Annotated in this window: 15 protein-coding genes; 8 read left to right on the top strand and 7 right to left on the bottom strand. The window is 61.1% G+C overall.

What is annotated here, in order from left to right:
* Positions 1-114 precede the first annotated feature (114 nt).
* From hslO to NTD81_RS15535, 3 genes are all read left to right on the top strand, one after another.
* Complete coding sequence (gene hslO / locus NTD81_RS15545) at positions 115-1,002, top strand: Hsp33 family molecular chaperone HslO (RefSeq protein ID WP_262183524.1); 888 nt, start codon at positions 115-117, stop codon at positions 1,000-1,002.
* A 156-nt stretch (positions 1,003-1,158) separates the two neighbouring features.
* The gene (locus NTD81_RS15540; protein WP_262183523.1) at positions 1,159-2,700 is read left to right on the top strand and encodes a phosphoenolpyruvate carboxykinase; all 1,542 of its coding nucleotides are present in this window, start codon (positions 1,159-1,161) and stop codon (positions 2,698-2,700) included.
* Between the two features lie 84 nt (positions 2,701-2,784).
* The gene (locus tag NTD81_RS15535) at positions 2,785-4,710 is read left to right on the top strand and encodes an ATP-dependent DNA helicase RecQ (RefSeq protein ID WP_262183522.1); all 1,926 of its coding nucleotides are present in this window, start codon (positions 2,785-2,787) and stop codon (positions 4,708-4,710) included.
* A 37-nt stretch (positions 4,711-4,747) separates the two neighbouring features.
* On the opposite strand, the gene NTD81_RS15530 is transcribed toward NTD81_RS15535, so the two are convergent.
* The 4 genes from NTD81_RS15530 to NTD81_RS15515 are packed head-to-tail and all read right to left on the bottom strand — an operon-like array spanning position 4,748 to position 8,207.
* On the bottom strand, positions 4,748-5,362 hold the full coding sequence (locus NTD81_RS15530) for an ABC-type transport auxiliary lipoprotein family protein (RefSeq protein ID WP_262183521.1): 615 nt from the start codon (positions 5,360-5,362) through the stop codon (positions 4,748-4,750).
* Complete coding sequence (locus tag NTD81_RS15525; RefSeq protein WP_262183520.1) at positions 5,359-6,276, bottom strand: MlaD family protein; 918 nt, start codon at positions 6,274-6,276, stop codon at positions 5,359-5,361. The genes NTD81_RS15530 and NTD81_RS15525 overlap by 4 nt, the downstream gene beginning before the upstream one ends.
* Positions 6,277-7,065, bottom strand: a complete 789-nt coding sequence (locus NTD81_RS15520; RefSeq protein WP_262183519.1) for an ABC transporter ATP-binding protein — start codon at positions 7,063-7,065, stop codon at positions 6,277-6,279.
* Positions 7,062-8,207, bottom strand: coding sequence for an MlaE family ABC transporter permease (locus NTD81_RS15515; protein WP_262183518.1), 1,146 nt, complete (start codon positions 8,205-8,207; stop codon positions 7,062-7,064). Before NTD81_RS15515 ends, NTD81_RS15520 begins: the two co-directional genes overlap by 4 nt.
* Before the next feature lie 149 nt (positions 8,208-8,356).
* On the opposite strand from NTD81_RS15515, the gene NTD81_RS15510 reads away from it, so the two are divergent.
* Positions 8,357-8,701, top strand: a complete 345-nt coding sequence (locus NTD81_RS15510) for a cupin domain-containing protein (protein WP_262183557.1) — start codon at positions 8,357-8,359, stop codon at positions 8,699-8,701.
* A gap of 41 nt (positions 8,702-8,742) precedes the next feature.
* Here the strand turns inward: NTD81_RS15510 and NTD81_RS15505 are convergent, their stop codons facing one another.
* Positions 8,743-9,411 (bottom strand): DUF3313 domain-containing protein, encoded by a 669-nt coding sequence (locus tag NTD81_RS15505; protein WP_262183517.1) that lies wholly within the window; start codon positions 9,409-9,411, stop codon positions 8,743-8,745.
* Positions 9,412-9,549: 138 nt separating this feature from the next.
* The gene (locus NTD81_RS15500; RefSeq protein WP_262183516.1) at positions 9,550-10,488 is read right to left on the bottom strand and encodes a class I SAM-dependent methyltransferase; all 939 of its coding nucleotides are present in this window, start codon (positions 10,486-10,488) and stop codon (positions 9,550-9,552) included.
* Positions 10,489-10,579: 91 nt separating this feature from the next.
* Here NTD81_RS15500 and NTD81_RS15495 point away from each other — a divergent pair, with 91 nt between their 5' ends.
* Both NTD81_RS15495 and NTD81_RS15490 read left to right on the top strand, forming a co-directional pair.
* A complete protein-coding gene (locus NTD81_RS15495) occupies positions 10,580-11,182 on the top strand; it encodes a nitroreductase family protein (protein WP_262183555.1) in 603 nt (200 codons plus the stop codon).
* A 195-nt stretch (positions 11,183-11,377) separates the two neighbouring features.
* Positions 11,378-11,557 (top strand): hypothetical protein, encoded by a 180-nt coding sequence (locus tag NTD81_RS15490; protein WP_262183515.1) that lies wholly within the window; start codon positions 11,378-11,380, stop codon positions 11,555-11,557.
* A 6-nt stretch (positions 11,558-11,563) separates the two neighbouring features.
* On the opposite strand, the gene NTD81_RS15485 is transcribed toward NTD81_RS15490, so the two are convergent.
* A complete protein-coding gene (locus NTD81_RS15485; RefSeq protein ID WP_262183514.1) occupies positions 11,564-12,463 on the bottom strand; it encodes a LysR family transcriptional regulator in 900 nt (299 codons plus the stop codon).
* Between the two features lie 134 nt (positions 12,464-12,597).
* Between NTD81_RS15485 and NTD81_RS15480 the strand changes: the two genes are divergently transcribed.
* Both NTD81_RS15480 and NTD81_RS15475 read left to right on the top strand, forming a co-directional pair.
* Entirely contained in the window at positions 12,598-13,851 is a 1,254-nt protein-coding gene (locus NTD81_RS15480; RefSeq protein WP_262183513.1) for a 3-hydroxyacyl-CoA dehydrogenase, read from the top strand.
* A complete protein-coding gene (locus tag NTD81_RS15475; protein WP_262183512.1) occupies positions 13,848-15,638 on the top strand; it encodes an acyl-CoA dehydrogenase C-terminal domain-containing protein in 1,791 nt (596 codons plus the stop codon). The genes NTD81_RS15480 and NTD81_RS15475 overlap by 4 nt, the downstream gene beginning before the upstream one ends.
* Positions 15,639-15,656 lie beyond the last annotated feature (18 nt).

Here is a 15,656-nt window from a genome sequence, read left to right as displayed (position 1 = left end):
TGATGACGGCGCGTCCGATAGTTTCCGTTCTCAGGCTTAATAGATAAGTGTTGCTTGGTCGGGGGCGGTTTTGCGCCTAAAATCGGCGGCCTATTTCCATTCAGTGAACTGGGCATGTCTGATTTCTCCCAACGCTTCTTGTTCGATGACAGCGATATCCGTGGCGAACTGGTCGGCCTCTCCGACAGTTACCACCATGTGCTGGCCAAACACGCCTACCCACAACCTGTGGCGCAATTGCTCGGTGAGCTGCTCGCCGCCGCATCGTTGCTGCTTGGCACCCTCAAGTTTGATGGCCTGCTGATCCTGCAAGCACGCTCCAGCGGCGCGGTGCCTTTGCTGATGGTGGAATGCTCCAGCGACGGCGACGTGCGTGGCATTGCCCGCTATCACGCGGAACAAATCAGCGCCGACGCCGACTTGCCGACCTTAATGCCGGACGGCGTGCTGGCCATGACCGTTGATCCGAAGGCGGGCCAGCGTTATCAGGGCATCGTGGATCTGCATGGCGCGACGTTGGCGGATTGCCTCAGTAACTATTTCGCCACTTCCGAGCAGTTGCCCACCCGTTTCTGGCTCAGTGCCGATGGCCAGCGCGCCCGTGGTCTGCTGTTGCAGCAACTGCCGGCGGATCGCCTCAAAGACCCAGAAGAGCGCCAAGAAAGCTGGCTGCACGCGCTGGCGCTGGCCGACACGCTGAAGGCCGAAGAGCTGTTAGGGTTGGATAACGAAACCCTGCTGCATCGCCTCTATCACGAGGACGCGCTGCGCTTGTTTGACCCGCGCGCCCTGCAATTCCGTTGCAGTTGCTCCCGCGAGCGTTCTGGTCGTGCCCTGATCAGTCTCGGTCAGGCCGACGCCCAGGCGTTGGTGCAAGAACACGGCGGTAGCGTGGAAATTGACTGCCAGTTCTGCAACGAACGCTACCTGTTCGACGCCGCTGACGTGCTGCAACTGTTTGTCGATGGTGGCACTGAGGCCCCTTCGGACACTCGCCACTAATAGCTAATGGTAATCGCGCGGATGTTTTGCTCAGGGGGCTTCACCCGCTGCAGGGTTTTTCTGGCATAATCCGCGCAATTTTTTCGCTGTAGTAGTACCAAGATTCCTACTACAAAACGTTCGCAAGACTCGGCTTCATGGCCGACGGGGAACCTCATGACGCAAGCCAACAACACCGTGTACACAGACATTAGCGCTGCTCAACTGGTCGAAGAAGCCCTTCGCCGCGGTGAAGGTGAATTGGCCGACAATGGCGCACTGGTAGTCCGTACCGGCCACCGTACGGGCCGTTCGCCGGCTGACCGGTTCATCGTGGAAGAGCCGAGCAGCGCCGCGAACATCGCCTGGGGCGGCATCAACCGTCCGTTCCCAGCCGATAAATTCGATGCGTTGTGGAACCGTGTAGAGGCCTTCTCCGCCGCCCAAGACAGCTTCGTCTCCTACGTTCATGTAGGTTCCGCCGCGGAACACTACCTGCCAGTAAAAATGACCACCGCGACTGCCTGGCAGAACCTGTTCGGCCGTCAGCTGTTCATCAACCCTGAGCAGTACAACCCGGCGGGCCGCGCTGAGTGGCAAGTGCTCAACGTGGCTAACTTCGAGTGCGTGCCTGAGCGTGATGGCACCAACTCCGATGGCTGCGTGATCATCAACTTCGCCGCCAAGAAAGTCCTGATCGCTGGCATGCGCTACGCCGGTGAGATGAAAAAAGCCATGTTCAGCGTGCAGAACTACCTGCTGCCTGAGAAAGACGTGCTGCCGATGCACTGCGCCGCCAACATCGGCGAAGAAGGCGACGTGACCCTGTTCTTCGGTCTGTCCGGCACCGGTAAAACCACCCTCTCGGCTGACGAAAGCCGCTACCTGATCGGTGACGACGAGCACGGTTGGGGTGAAGGCGTGGTGTTCAACATCGAAGGCGGTTGCTATGCCAAGTGCATCGACCTGTCCGAGAAGAACGAACCAGTGATCTGGAAAGCCATTAAGTTCGGCACCGTGCTGGAAAACGTGGTGCTTGATGAGCAGCGCAAGTCCGACTACGCCGACGACAGCCTGACCCAAAACAGCCGCGCCGCGTACCCGCTGGAGTACGTTGAGAAGCGCAGCGAGCTGAACCTGGGTGGCGAGCCGAACGCGGTGATCTTCCTGACTTGCGACCTGACTGGCGTGCTGCCACCGGTGTCGATCCTCAACAACGAACAAGCGGCGTACCACTTCCTGTCCGGTTACACCGCGCTGGTTGGTTCCACCGAAATGGGCTCGGGCGGCGGCATCAAGTCGACCTTCTCCACCTGCTTCGGCGCACCGTTCTTCCCGCGTCCGGCTGGCGTCTACGCTGAGCTGCTGATCAAGCGCATCAACGCCTTCGGCTCCAAAGTGTACCTGGTTAACACCGGTTGGACTGGCGGTGGCTACGGCGTCGGCAAGCGCTTCAACATCCCGACCACTCGTGGGGTGATCGCGGCGATCCAGAGCGGCGCGCTGATCGGTGCAGAAACCGAGCACCTGCCAATCATCAACCTGGATGTGCCAAAGGCTGTTCCAGGCGTCGAAACCAACCTGCTCAACCCACGCAACACCTGGGCTGACAAAGCTGCCTACGACGAAGCGGCGAAAGCCCTGGCCAAGTTGTTCACCGACAACTTCCAGAAGTTCGACGTCAGCGACGCGATCAAAAACGCCGGTCCGCAAGCCTAAGCTGCGATCTGCTATAAAAAACCGCCTTCACCGGCGGTTTTTTTATGCCCGCTGCTGGGCGGTTTATGCACCGAGGAATGTTCCATGCTCAGTACCCTGCAAACGGTCTTCGGCTTCAGCCAGTTACGCCCCGGTCAGGATGCGGTGGTCAGCGCTCTGCTGGCCGGGCGCTCGGCGGCGGCGATCTTCCCGACCGGCTCGGGCAAGTCGCTGTGCTATCAGTTGCCGGCGCTGCATCTGCCGCACCTGACTTTGGTGGTGTCGCCCTTGCTGGCGCTGATGCAGGATCAGTTGGCGTTCCTCCATCGTCTTGGCATCAGCGCCGGCAGTATCGACTCGGCGCAAAGCCGTGAACAGGCCAACGCGACCATGGCCAAGGCCCGCGCCGGTGAGCTGAAGATCCTCATGATCAGCGTCGAACGCTTAAAGAATGAGCGTTTTCGCCACTTTTTAAGCCAAGTGGCGATCTCGATGTTGGTGGTGGATGAGGCCCACTGCATCTCGGCCTGGGGACATAACTTCCGGCCGGACTATCTCAAGCTGCCGGACTACCAGCGCCAGTTCAATATCCCCCAGGTCTTGCTGCTGACCGCCACCGCCACGGCGCCGGTGATTGCTGACATGCAGCGTCAGTTCGCCATCGCCGAGGCCGATGTGGTGCGCACCGGCTTTTACCGGCCTAACCTTAACTTGCTGGTCGCGCCCATCAGCGGCAACGATCGTCAGCAGTACGTGGCGCAGTGGCTACAGGGCAAGGCCGGGCAGGCGAGCATTGTCTATGTCACCCAGCAGCAAACCGCTGAGCAGCTCGCCGCGTATTTAAGCCAGCAGGGCGTGCCGGCCCAGGCTTACCACGCCGGCTTGCCCAGCGAGCAACGCGAACGCATTCAGCGCCAGTTCATGGCCGGCGCCAGCCGCTGCATTGTCGCCACCATCGCCTTTGGCATGGGCATCGATAAGGCCGATATCCGCAACGTGTTGCACTTCGATTTGCCCAAATCCATCGAGAACTACAGCCAGGAAATCGGCCGCGCCGGCCGTGATGGCCAGCCAGCTGATTGCGTGGTGCTGGCCAACCGCGACAGCCTGAGCCTGCTGGAGAACTTTGTGTATGGCGACACCCCGGAGTTAAGCGCCATCGCCGAGGTGCTTAGCGCCCTGCGCCAAGGCAGCAGCCACGGCCAGTGGGAATTGCTGCTCAATGCCCTAAGCGAGCAGAGCAATATCCGCCCGCTGCCGCTGAAAACCCTGCTGGTGCAGCTGGAGCTGCGCGGCATTATCCGCCCCCTGTATGCCTACTTCGCCGAATACCGGTTTAAGTTCAGCGTCGAGCCGCAGCTGATTGTGCAGCGTATGCCGGGCGAGCGCCGGCAGTTTACCGAGGCGCTATTTGCCAGCGCCCAGCGGGCCCGGACATGGCTGACCATGGACTTCGAGCAGCTCTGGCAACAGCACCAAGGCGAGCGCGGGCGGGCGATCAAGGCCCTGGAGTATTTCCAGGAGCAGGGTTGGATCGAGTTGCAAAGCAAGCAGATGACCGAGGTCTACAGCGTACTCAAGGCTGATTTTGACCCTGAGCAGTTAAGCGCAGAACTGCATGACTACTTTAGCCAGCAGGAGCGCAGCGAGATTACCCGCATCCACGCCATGCTCGAACTGTTCGCCAGCCGCCAATGCCTAAGCCAGCGTCTGGCTGGGTACTTTGGCGACACCAGCGCGCCGCAGCATTGTGGCCACTGTTCGGTGTGTCGGGGGCAATTGGCCGAGTTGCCGCAGCCGCCCGCGTTAGCGGCGTTGGACGCCGGGCAGGTGCAGAAGCTGGCCGGCGCCTTTGTGGCGGTGCATCAACAGCGCCTTGGCCACGCGCCGAGCAGCACCTGCCTGACCCGTTTTCTCTGCGGGATCAGCATGCCCCTGCTGCTGCGCCTGAAGGCGCGTCAGCTGCCGGGGTTTGCGGCGTTGGCGGATTACCCTTATGCCGAGGTGCGGGCTTGTCTGGACGCGGCCTAGGACATCCTCGGGCGCGCGGCGCGATGGCCGCGTGCGCTTAGTGGCTGCGCAGATGGGCTTGTTGCTGGGTCCAGTTGACCAGTTGCCGGCTTAACTCGTCAGTGGCCAGGCCAAGGCTCTGCACCACCGCCGGCACGGCGCTGGATGTGGCCGCCTGGCGCACGTTAAAGCGCTGGCTGCTGAGGATGCGCTGGGTGTCGCCCTCGACCAGCTGCACGTCGAGCAGGACATGCGCCTGCACCTGGCCGTCGCGGTATTCGCTCTGGAAGGCGCGCAGGTCCATGACCAGTTCCAGGTCAGCTTGCAGGTTATTGCTGTCGCTGCTCACTGCCGCGAGCTTGGCGTCTTGGCTAAAGGCTTCGATCAGGCGGTCACGCAGCAGCAAGGGCGCGCGATCACTCCAGCGTGCGCCCTTGTAAGCGCTGATCTGGTTCTGCTGGTTGACCACGGCAATCCGTGTGCTGTCGAGCAGTTGGTTGGCCTGCGCCTTGTTGATCCGCAGACTGACCCCGTCCATGGACGGCGCCGCCTTGAGCGGCAAGGTTTGGCTGGGTAACAGGTAAATATCCAGTGGCTCGCTCTTGGGCAAAATCGAGCAGGCACTGAGCAGGCTCAGCGCCACCAAGGCGACTGGCAGCAGGCGACGGGTCATGGCTGGAACTCCTTGATGCTGTCACTGCGCAGCAGATAACCGGCAGGATCTTCTTCTAAACGACGGGCAAAGCCACGCAGGCTGCCAAGGGTTTCGCGCAGTTCCGTCATGGCCGGGCCCAGCTCCGCTACACCGTGCATTCCATTGTTGAGGGCGCCTTGGTTGCTATGCAGCAACTGTTCGACGGCGCTGGCGCTGCGCTCCAGTGAAGCCAGGGTGCGGCTGGCGCTTTCCAGCGAGTCGCGACCGGAGCCGGCGAGCATCTGGTTGGCATTGCGCATCAGCTCGGCGGCTTCTTGGCTGGCGCTGCCCATTTGCTCCAGGGCGTTGTGCAGCTCGTCGCGTTGCCCGGCAATACTGGCGGTGGTCTGCTGGATATTGTCGAGGGTGCGCGAGATGTTCTCCACGTTCTGCTCGGAGAACAGGGTGTGGGCGCGGTTGAGCAGATTGGTCACGCTCAGCAGCAGGTCTTCGCCGTTGGCCATAAAGCGCGCCAGTGGCGAGGGGTCGGCAATGATCTGCGCCGGCTTGCCATCGACGCCTTCGAGCATTGGGGTTTTCGGGCTGCCGCCATGCAGTTGAATGATCGCCGCGCCGGTGACACCGGTGATCGACAGGCGCGCATGGGTGTCGAGCTTGATCGGCGTGGTGGCACTGACGCGAATGCGCGCGCGCACTTTGCGCGGGTCGATGGGGTCGAGGCGCAGGCTGATCACATCGCCGACCTTGATCCCGCTGTATTGCACGGCGCTGCCTTGGCTTAAGCCGCTGACCGCCTCTTTGAAGATCACGTCGTAATCGCGGGTTTCATGCTCGGAGCTGCTGTGGTTCAGCCACAGGCCAAACAGCAGCGCGCCAGCCAGTAGCGCCACGGTGAATAAACCGATGAGTACGTGATGAGCGCGCGGCTCCATTTAATTTCTCCCCGCCGCGCCGGAGGCGGCTTGCTCGGCAGCGCGTCCGCGCGGGCCGTGAAAATATTCATGAATCCAAGGGTTGTCAGTCTCGGCCACCACCGCAAGGCGATCGGCCACCAACACGCGTTTTTCCGCCAGCACCGCGACCCGGTCGCAAATGGTGTAGAGCGTGTCGAGGTCATGGGTGACCAGAAACACACTCAGGCCCAAGGCGTCGCGCAGGGTCAGGATCAGTTGATCGAAGGCGGCGGCGCCAATTGGATCGAGGCCAGCGGTGGGCTCGTCGAGAAATAAAATATCCGGCTCCAAGGCCAGGGCGCGGGCCAGGGCTGCGCGTTTGACCATGCCGCCGGAGAGCTCGCTGGGATACTTATCCCCCGCCTCGCGGGGCAGGCCGACCAAGGCCAGTTTGACCAAGGCCAGGCGCTCGGCGCTGGCGCGGTTGAGACCCGCGTGTTCAATCAGCGGCAGGGCGATGTTTTCCGCCACGGTCAGCGAGCTGAACAGGGCGCCGCGCTGGTACAGCACGCCAAAACGCCGCTCCAGCTGCGAGCGCTGCAGGCTCGGCAGGCTCAGCAGTTCTTCACCAAATACGTGCACGGTGCCGGCGTTGGGCCGGCGCAGGCCGACGATACTGCGCAGCAGCACCGATTTGCCGGTGCCGGAGCCGCCGACCACGCCGAGAATTTCACCCTGCTTGAGATCCAGGTCGAGATTGTTATGCACCGTCTGTTGACCGAAGCGGTTAACCAGCGCGCGCACTTGAATAACCGCTGTCTGACTCACCAGCCCATCTCCATCAAGAACAAGGCCGCTAAGGCATCCAACACAATCACCACGAAGATCGACTGGACCACGCTGGAGGTGGTGCGCTCGCCCACCGATTGGGCGCTGCCGGTGACCTTAAAGCCCTCCAGGCAGCCGATCACGGCAATCAAAAAGGCGAACAAGGGCGCTTTGCCCAAGCCGACTAAAAAGTGCCGCAGCTCGATGTCTTCCTGGAGCATGGCCAGGTACATGGTCGGCGAAATATCCAGGCTTAAGGCGCAGACCACGCCGCCGCCGATAATACCGCTGAGCATGGCGATAAAGGTTAGCAGCGGCAGAGCGATCAGCAGCGCGAACACCCGTGGCAGCACCAGCAACTCCAAGGGATTGAGGCCCAAGGTGCGGATCGCATCGATCTCTTCGTTGGCCTTCATCGAGCCGATTTGCGCGGTAAAGGCACTGGCGGTGCGTCCGGCCATGAGGATGGCGGTGAGCAACACGCCAAATTCACGCAGAAACGAAAAGGCCACTAGGTCGACGGTGTACACCGTGGCGCCAAAGTCGGCCAATACCGTGGCGCCGAGAAAGGCCACCACCGCGCCGACCAAGAAGGTCAGCAGGGCGACGATGGGCACGGCATTCAGGCCGCTTTGCTGCAAGTGCGCGACCAGTGAGGTGACGCGCCAACGGCTGGGCCGCAGCAGGATGGCAAACATGCTGCCTAAGGTCAGGCCGATAAAGCCCAGCAGGGCCATCAACTGCTGCCACAGCTCGGCAATGCTCTGACCAATTTGCCCGAACAGCTCGAACCACAGTGGCTGCCGGGCTTTGGGCTGACTGTCACCCAGCTCGCCAATGGCCGCGCCGACGCTGCTGAGCAGGGCGCGCCGCTCGCTACTGAGGCTGCTGCTCTGGCTGATCAGTTGGGCTAAACGCTGGCTGCCGAGCAATTGCACCAACAGCGCCGCGCCGGCTGTGTCCAGCGCGCCGAGGGCGTCTAGCTCAACTGCGGCGTCGGCCTTGAGCTGGCCACTGAGCGTGGCGATTTGCTCTTCCAGCTGGGCGTAATGGCGCAACGTCCAGTCGCCACCGATGCGTAGTCCGGTGCTGAGGTCCTGGGAGCTGGCTGACAGAGGCGTGATAAACGGGGCTGTACTCATGGGGCTATAGCTTAACTCCGGCGCCGACTCTTGTACGGACAATTGCGTAGGCAGAGTGTTGCAGGTCGGTCGCAGAACAGTTTGCTGCGGGTGAGTGATTAGGCTGGCAAGCCCATGGCAGGTTTTCGCCTGCCTGTTTTAAGGAGCTGCTGATGAACCCTATTACCGTGTTACGTGATACCCAACCTTTACCGGTGCTGGACGCCTGCAAATGGACCCGCATCGCCGGCGAGCCGCATACCGTTAACCTCAATGCCTACACCTCGGCTGATGGCAGCAAGATCATGGGCACCTGGATCTGTACCCCAGGCACCTGGGAAGTGGCGTATGAGAAGTGGGAGTACTGCCACTTCCAAGAGGGTTACTGCATCATCACCCCTGAAGGTCAGGCGCCGATTCATCTGCGCGCGGGAGATATTTTTATCGTCGAGCCTGGGATGAAGGGCACCTGGCAGGTGGTTGAGACGGTGCGCAAATACTTTGTCTTTGCCTAGCGCAGCGGCCCTGACCTGCGCGGTCAGGGCGGGCTGGGTGGCTAGCGGGCTAGGCCGTTGGGTTTGAAGTCGCGGGTGTCTTTGGCCCACTCATCCAGCACCGGTTTGATGTCTTTTAAGGTCAGCTGGGTGCTGTCGTTCTCCAGTTGCAGGCCATGGCCTTTACGCACTACCCGGGTCAGCGGGAGCTTGGTGCGTCCATCGAGGGCTTCGACCTCGATATAGATATTGGTGTCTAGGTCGCGGGCACCAGAAGCGGTCATGGCGGCTGCGGCAACCAACGCCACGGGAATCACCTCATAGACCTTGAGTCCTTCAGGAGTTAGCTCCACCGCCGAGATGGCGGTGCGCAGGACGATGGTGTCTGGCTCTGCTTGGTTAACGATGCGCAGCTGGCCGCCCAGCTCGCGCTGTAAGGCCTGTTGCAGGTAGTCGGCGATCTCATCCAGGGTTTTCTGGCTGACCTGCTCATTGGGCTTGGGCGCCGGGTAGAACTGCGGTTTTTCCACCAGCAGCGAGTGATAAGCCTGAGGTTGGAAGTCGGAGGCCACCCAGCGCATCACTGGCACGCCGCTGGCCGACTCAGCGGGACGCAGGCCCGAGTAATCGCTGAGAAAGCCCGAGTACTGCTCGGGGTTGGTGGTTTTGCTGGCGCAACCGGCCACTAGCAAGCTGGCAAACAGGGCCAAACCTAAGGCTTTGTATGTCATGTGTGCGATCTCGGAAGGGAGGTGGTTTAACTGTAGATCAGTTTGGAACCGCCGCTGGTCGTAATTGTTCCAACGTCCTACTTTATCCAGGCTGTCTATCTCGCGTGTTACAGCCATCCTGCGAGTCTTTATTAGTACTTAGGTGTGAGTGAACAGCAGCGCTTTTAACGCGCTGTCAGTCTGATTGTCAGGGAACTCCGGCGGGTTTGCCAAGCGTTCACTGAACTGCAGCTGTGGCGCCTCTTGCGCCATGCTTTGCCGCAGGTACTCGGGGCCTACTTCCGGGTCATTGCAACAAGCCAATACGCTGCCGCCGGGATTAAGCAATTGCGGCAAGCGTTTTAGAACTTTGGGGTAGTCCTTACTCAGGACAAAACTGCCGCGCTGGAAGGACGGCGGATCGATGATGATCAGATCGTAGGGCGCATACTTGGCCACCTTGCCCCAGGACTTAAACAAATCGTGGCCTAAGAACACCACTTGGCGCAGGTCATGCTGATTCAGCCGGTGGTTATCGCGGCCACGGCTCAACGCGGCGCTGGCCATATCCAGATTGACCACCTGGCTGGCGCCGCCAGCCAGCGCGGCCACAGAGAAACCGCAGGTGTAAGCAAACAGATTAAGCACGCGCTTGCCTTGGGCATTGGCTTGCACCCACTGGCGGCCATAGCGCATATCAAGAAACAACCCGTTGTTTTGCTTGTGCCCCAGATCCAGCAGGTAGTGCAGGCCATGTTCACTGATTTGCCACTGTTGCTGGGGTTCACCGAGCAACCAGCGGCTGGGGCTCTGTGGCAAATAGCGCAGTTGCAGCAACAGGCTATGGGCTTGGCTTGTCTGCCACTGTGGGCTGCGGGTTAACTCCAGAAGCATCTGCTCAAGAGCGTGCAATTGTTCATCGCTGACAGGTTTAAACAGCGCCACCAGCAGCACGCCTTGCAACCAGTCCACGGTGATTTGCTCAAGCCCTGGCCAGCAGCGGCCACGTCCATGGAACAGGCGACGGGTTTCTCTGGGCGCAGGGTTTAAGGCGCTGAGCAGGTGCTGTTGGAGAGTGGCGAGGTGAGCTGGGGTCATGGCGGGCGGGCTAGTTGACAGGTGAAGTGGCTAGCCGGCAATGGTAACAGACCCTAGCATGGCGACTTTAGACCGCCACCTGAGGATTCCCATGCTGATCGATGAAGTGATTCGTAGCCGCCGTGCCGTGCGCGCCTTTGATCCCAGTTTTAGCCTGAGCGCCGCCGAGCAACAGGAGCTGTTGGAGCTGAGCCTGTTCGCGCCCTCGGCGTTTAATCTGCAACACGTGCGCTTGGTGCAAGTCAGTGACCCACAGTTGCGTGAGCAAATTCGAGCCATCGCTTGGGATCAGGCGCAGGTCACCGACAGCGCCTTGCTGGTGGTGGTGTGCGCCCGTGTCGATAGCTGGAGCAGCCATGCCGAGCGCGTGTGGCAAGAGGCACCGCAGCCGGTGCGCGAATTTATGCACGGGGCCATTCAAGGTTATTACCAAGATCAGCCGCAAGTGCAGCGTGATGAATGCATGCGCAGTTGCGGTCTGGCCGCGCAAACCCTGATGCTCGCGGCGCGGGGCAAAGGTTTGGATTCCTGCCCAATGGATGGTTTTGATTTTGCCGCCATGGCTAAGCTGATCAACCTGCCGGAGGATCATTTGATCGCGCTGATGGTCGCCGTGGGCAAAAAAGCGGGCGCGGATCATCCCCGGATTGGCCAACTGCCGTTTGCCGAGCGGGTGCGGCAAAACGGCTTTTAAGCAAAGTGTGAAATGGCTGCGATTTTTTTGTCACGACCATCACACTTTGGTGTGCGCGCAACAACTTGTCGGAAAGTTTTTTGTACTCTGATTTTATTCGGCGAATTCAGTCGAATCCTGTGCAGGCTCCGTCATGTGCCTGTCAGTCGTGGGAGCCCAGACTCCCGCTGGAGTATTTTTCTGCCGAGGTGATGGATGTCGAACCTGGATACGCGTCAATCGGATCAGCGTTGCCTGCCCGCGCTGCGTGCGCACATTGGCACCCTGCTGGATAAGGGCTGGGTGATCGTCGACCGTGCACCGCTGACCCTGCGCTGTGGGCGCAAAACCTATCAGGTGCTGCATGGCATGCTGATCAGTGAGTCGGGTCTGTAAGGCTGCTTAGCGCTGGCCGATCAGCTTGATTTGCTCCATCAGCCAGTGCAGCGCCGGCTCGCGCTGGCGCGCTGCCAAGCTGACCATCTGCAAATGAAACGGCCCTAGGTTGAAGGGCAGGTCATGCAATTGCAGGGGCAATAACTGGGTGAAATGTTCCGCCAGACGTCGTGGCAGCACCGCTGCCAACTCACTGCCGGCGATCAAATGGGCGGCCTGTAGATAATTCGGTGTGGTGTAGTGGATGGTCCGGGCCAGGCCGTGCTCGGCTAGCCACTGATCAACCATGCCACGGGTTTGCCCGCCACTGACCCACAGGTGGCGCAGTTGAATAAACCTCTCTAAGTCGATCACCTGCTGCGCCAGAGGATGGTCGCGGCATAGCGCCAGTTGCAGGGTTTCACTCATCCAGTGTTGGCAACTAAAGCGCGCCGGCACTTGGTCAAAGCGCCCCAGCAGTAAATCCACCTCGCCTTGATCGAGGGCCGCCATCGGCAGGTTCGGCGTCAGGTGGCGAATATCGATGCGCATCCCCGGCGCCTGTTCGCTGAGCTTACGCAGCAGCGCAGGCATGCAGATCAGCTCCACATAGTCGGTCACGGCAATGCTGAATTGCTGACGGCTGGTCGCCGGATCGAAGATCGGCGTGGCGCTCAGACTTTGCTCGATCTGTTGCAGCGCCGCGCGAATTGGCGCCTCCAGCGCTTGGGCGCGGGACGTCGGCTGCATGCTGCGGCCGACGCGCACCAGCAGCGGGTCATTGACCAGGGCGCGCAGGCGGCTCAGCGCATTGCTCACCGCCGGTTGACTCAGGGACAGGCGGGCGGCTGCGCGGGAGACGTTTTGCTCACGCATCAGGGCATCAAATACGCGCAGCAGATTGAGGTCAAAGTTCGAGATATTCACTGTTGAAATACTTCGTATCACAAGACTAAATTTCAAAAATAGTAGCGCCTTGCTTATGGTGGTTGCTGATTTTTTTTCGCCATCGCGCAGTGGGGCGGTATCCGCCGGCTGCACAGAACAATAAGAGGGTGGGTATGCACGAGGCAGGGGCTGTTCAACTAGGCGCAGTACAACTGGCCGCAGTGATTGGTGCGGGCACCATGGGCCGGGGCATTGTCATGAGCTTGGCGAATGCCGGGATCAAGGTGCTGTGGCTGGATAACAACCCACAGATGCTCGAGCAGGCGCTCGGCGTCGTGGCCGAGACCAATGCGCATAACCTCAAGCTCGGGCGGATCAACGCCGAGCAATGCGCGGCACGTATAGCCTGTGTGATCCCGGTGGCCGAGTATGCCGAGCTGGCCCAGGCCGATCTGGTGATCGAGGCGGTGTACGAGAACCTCGAGCTTAAGCAGCAAATCTTCCGCACCCTGGACGCCATCCTCAAGCCCAGCGCCATCCTCGCCAGCAATACTTCGGCGCTGGATATCGATGCCATCGCCAATGTTACGCGGCGCCCGCAACAGGTTCTGGGCCTGCACTTCTTTAGCCCGGCGCACATCATGAAGCTGCTTGAGATCGTCCGGGGTGCGCAGACCGCCCCCGCGGTGCTGACGGCAGCGCTGGAGTTGGGGCAGCGGATTGGTAAGGTCAGCGTGGTCGCGGGCAACTGCGACGGGTTTATCGGCAACCGCATGCTCCACACCTACGTGCGCGAAGCGCGCATGATGCTGCTCGAAGGTGCTTATCCACAGCAGGTCGATGCGGCCTTGCAGGCATTCGGCCTGGCCATGGGGCCGTTTCGCATGTACGACGTGGTGGGTATCGATCTGGAATGGCGCGCCCGCGAGTTGGCCGGCAAGGGCCAGGATGATCCGGCCATTCAGGTCGATAACCGTCTGTGCGAACTGGGCCGCTTCGGCCAGAAAAGCCGGCGCGGTTATTACCGCTACGCCGAGGGCAGTCGTCAGGCTGAGCATGACCCCGAGGTCGACGCCTTGGTCTTGGCGGTGTCCGAGCAACTGGGTTTGCGCCGCCGGGCAATCGACGACAGTGAGATCGTTGAGCGCTGCTTGCTGGCGCTGGTCAATGAGGGCGCGAAAATCCTCGAAGAAAACATCGCCGCTAACAGCCACGACATCGATCTGGTCTACCTCAATGGCTATGGCTTCCCCGCCAGCCATGGCGGGCCGATGAGCTGGGCCGACAGCCAGGGGCCGGCGGCGCTCCTGCAACGCCTGCGCAGCCTACAACAAGACTTTGGCAAGCACTGGCAGCCGGCGTCATTAATCGAACGACTGGCCGCCAGTGGCCAACGCTTTGCCGATGTTAAGGAGGGCCAGCTATGAGCTATCAAGCACCGCTGCGCGATATGCAGTTCGTCTTACATGAGCTATTCGACATCAGCGCCCACTGTGCACTGCTCGGCAATGGCCTGGACCGCGAGTTGGTCGACGGCGTGCTCGAAGAGGGCGCGCGTTACGCTGAAGAAGTGGTGGCGCCACTTAATCGCAACAGCGATGAGCAGGGCGTCAGCCTGCATGAAGGGGTCGTGACGACGCCTGATGGCTTTGCTGAGGCTTACCAGCAGTATGTGGATAACGGCTGGGCGGGGATGACCGGGCCGAGTGAGTTCGGTGGCCAGGACCTGCCGCAGATGCTCGCCTGTAATTTCCACGAAATGCTGATGGCCGCCTCGTTGTCGTTTCGTATTTATTCCGGCCTTACCGAGGGCGCGGTGTTGGCCCTGCACAAGCACGGCAGCAGCGAGCTGCAACAGGCCTATCTGCATAAGCTGGTCAGCGGCGAGTGGACCGGCACCATGTGCCTCACCGAACCCCAGGCCGGCACAGACTTGGCCTTGCTGCGCACTAAGGCCGAGCCACAGGCCGACGGCAGCTATAAGGTCACGGGCAGCAAGATTTTTATCAGCGGCGGCGAGCAGGATCTGTCGGCCAATATCATCCATCTGGTGCTGGCACGTTTGCCCGATGCCCCGGCTGGGGTGAAGGGCATCAGCCTGCTGCTGGTGCCTAAGTTTATAGCTAACGCCGACGGCAGCCTCGGTGCGCGCAACACCCTGAGCTGCGGCGCCATCGAACATAAGATGGGGATCAAAGGCGCGGCCACCTGCGTGATGAATTTCGATGGCGCCACCGGTTGGCTGATCGGCGCGGCCAACCAAGGTTTGGCTGGCATGTTCACCATGATGAACGACGCGCGTTTCCAGGTGGGCTTGCAAGGCCTGGGCATTGCCGAGGCGGCCTTTCAGGGGGCGCTGCGCTATGCCCGCGAACGCTTGCAGTCGCGCGCCCTGAGCGGCCCGGCAGCGCCTGAGCAAGCGGCCGATCCGATCATTGTGCATCCCGATGTGCGACGCATGTTGCTCACGCAAAAAAGCCTTCTCGAAGGCAGTCGCATGCTCGCGGTGTACTGCGCGCAGCAGCTCGATCTACAGCATCAGCATCCTGACGCGGCGGCGCGCAAGGCGGCTGGTCAGCGCGCGGCGTTGCTGATCCCGATCGTCAAAGCCTTCTGCACCGATATGGGCCAGGAGGTCGCCAGCCACGCCGTGCAGGTGTACGGCGGGCATGGTTTTATCCGCGAGTGGGGGATTGAGCAGCTGATGCGTGACAGCCGCATCACCCAGCTGTATGAGGGCACCAACGGCATTCAGGCGCTGGACTATATCCGCCGCAAGCTGCTTGGCGATGGCGGCGCTGAACTCGGCGCCTTGCAGGCTGAACTGAGCCAGTTCTGCAGCGCGCAAGCGGCGCGGCCGGCCTTAGCCAGCCTGGCGCAGACGCTGACGCAGCGCTTAAATGAGTGGGGTGAACTGAGCACCTGGGTGCTGGCGGCAACACAGCGCGATCCGGAAGAGATCGGCGCCTGTGCCGTGGATTTCTTGCACTATTCGGCCTACGTGCTGCTCGCCGGCTTCTGGCTGCAAGCGGCGGCGCGGGCGCAAGATGCCATTGAGCAGGGCAGCGCTGACCTAGCCTTCTACCGGGCAAAAATGCAGACTGCACACTTCTATCTGCGCCGCGTGTTGCCACGCGCCAGTGCCCATCGCGAAGCGGTGTTGGGCGGCGCCGAGTGTTTGATGGCCATGGATGCGGCTGACTTCGCCTTTTAATCAGCTGCTGCGGCAGCG

This window comes from Pseudomonas sp. 5P_3.1_Bac2, assembly GCF_025465995.1.
Lineage (GTDB): Bacteria > Pseudomonadota > Gammaproteobacteria > Pseudomonadales > Pseudomonadaceae > Aquipseudomonas.
The sequence above is the reverse complement of the archived record's forward strand: the minus strand, read 5'-3'. Positions and strand labels throughout refer to the sequence as shown.

Excerpts from the sequence above, each read along its gene's own strand:
- hslO (WP_262183524.1), top strand. The coding sequence starts at position 115 with ATGTCTGATTTCTCCCAACGCTTCTTGTTCGATGACAGCGATATCCGT.
- NTD81_RS15540 (WP_262183523.1), top strand. The coding sequence starts at position 1,159 with ATGACGCAAGCCAACAACACCGTGTACACAGACATTAGCGCTGCTCAA.
- NTD81_RS15535 (WP_262183522.1), top strand. The coding sequence starts at position 2,785 with ATGCTCAGTACCCTGCAAACGGTCTTCGGCTTCAGCCAGTTACGCCCC.
- NTD81_RS15530 (WP_262183521.1), bottom strand. The coding sequence starts at position 5,362 with ATGACCCGTCGCCTGCTGCCAGTCGCCTTGGTGGCGCTGAGCCTGCTC.
- NTD81_RS15525 (WP_262183520.1), bottom strand. The coding sequence starts at position 6,276 with ATGGAGCCGCGCGCTCATCACGTACTCATCGGTTTATTCACCGTGGCG.
- NTD81_RS15515 (WP_262183518.1), bottom strand. The coding sequence starts at position 8,207 with ATGAGTACAGCCCCGTTTATCACGCCTCTGTCAGCCAGCTCCCAGGAC.
- NTD81_RS15505 (WP_262183517.1), bottom strand. The coding sequence starts at position 9,411 with ATGACATACAAAGCCTTAGGTTTGGCCCTGTTTGCCAGCTTGCTAGTG.
- NTD81_RS15500 (WP_262183516.1), bottom strand. The coding sequence starts at position 10,488 with ATGACCCCAGCTCACCTCGCCACTCTCCAACAGCACCTGCTCAGCGCC.
- NTD81_RS15495 (WP_262183555.1), top strand. The coding sequence starts at position 10,580 with ATGCTGATCGATGAAGTGATTCGTAGCCGCCGTGCCGTGCGCGCCTTT.
- NTD81_RS15490 (WP_262183515.1), top strand. The coding sequence starts at position 11,378 with ATGTCGAACCTGGATACGCGTCAATCGGATCAGCGTTGCCTGCCCGCG.
- NTD81_RS15480 (WP_262183513.1), top strand. The coding sequence starts at position 12,598 with ATGCACGAGGCAGGGGCTGTTCAACTAGGCGCAGTACAACTGGCCGCA.
- NTD81_RS15475 (WP_262183512.1), top strand. The coding sequence starts at position 13,848 with ATGAGCTATCAAGCACCGCTGCGCGATATGCAGTTCGTCTTACATGAG.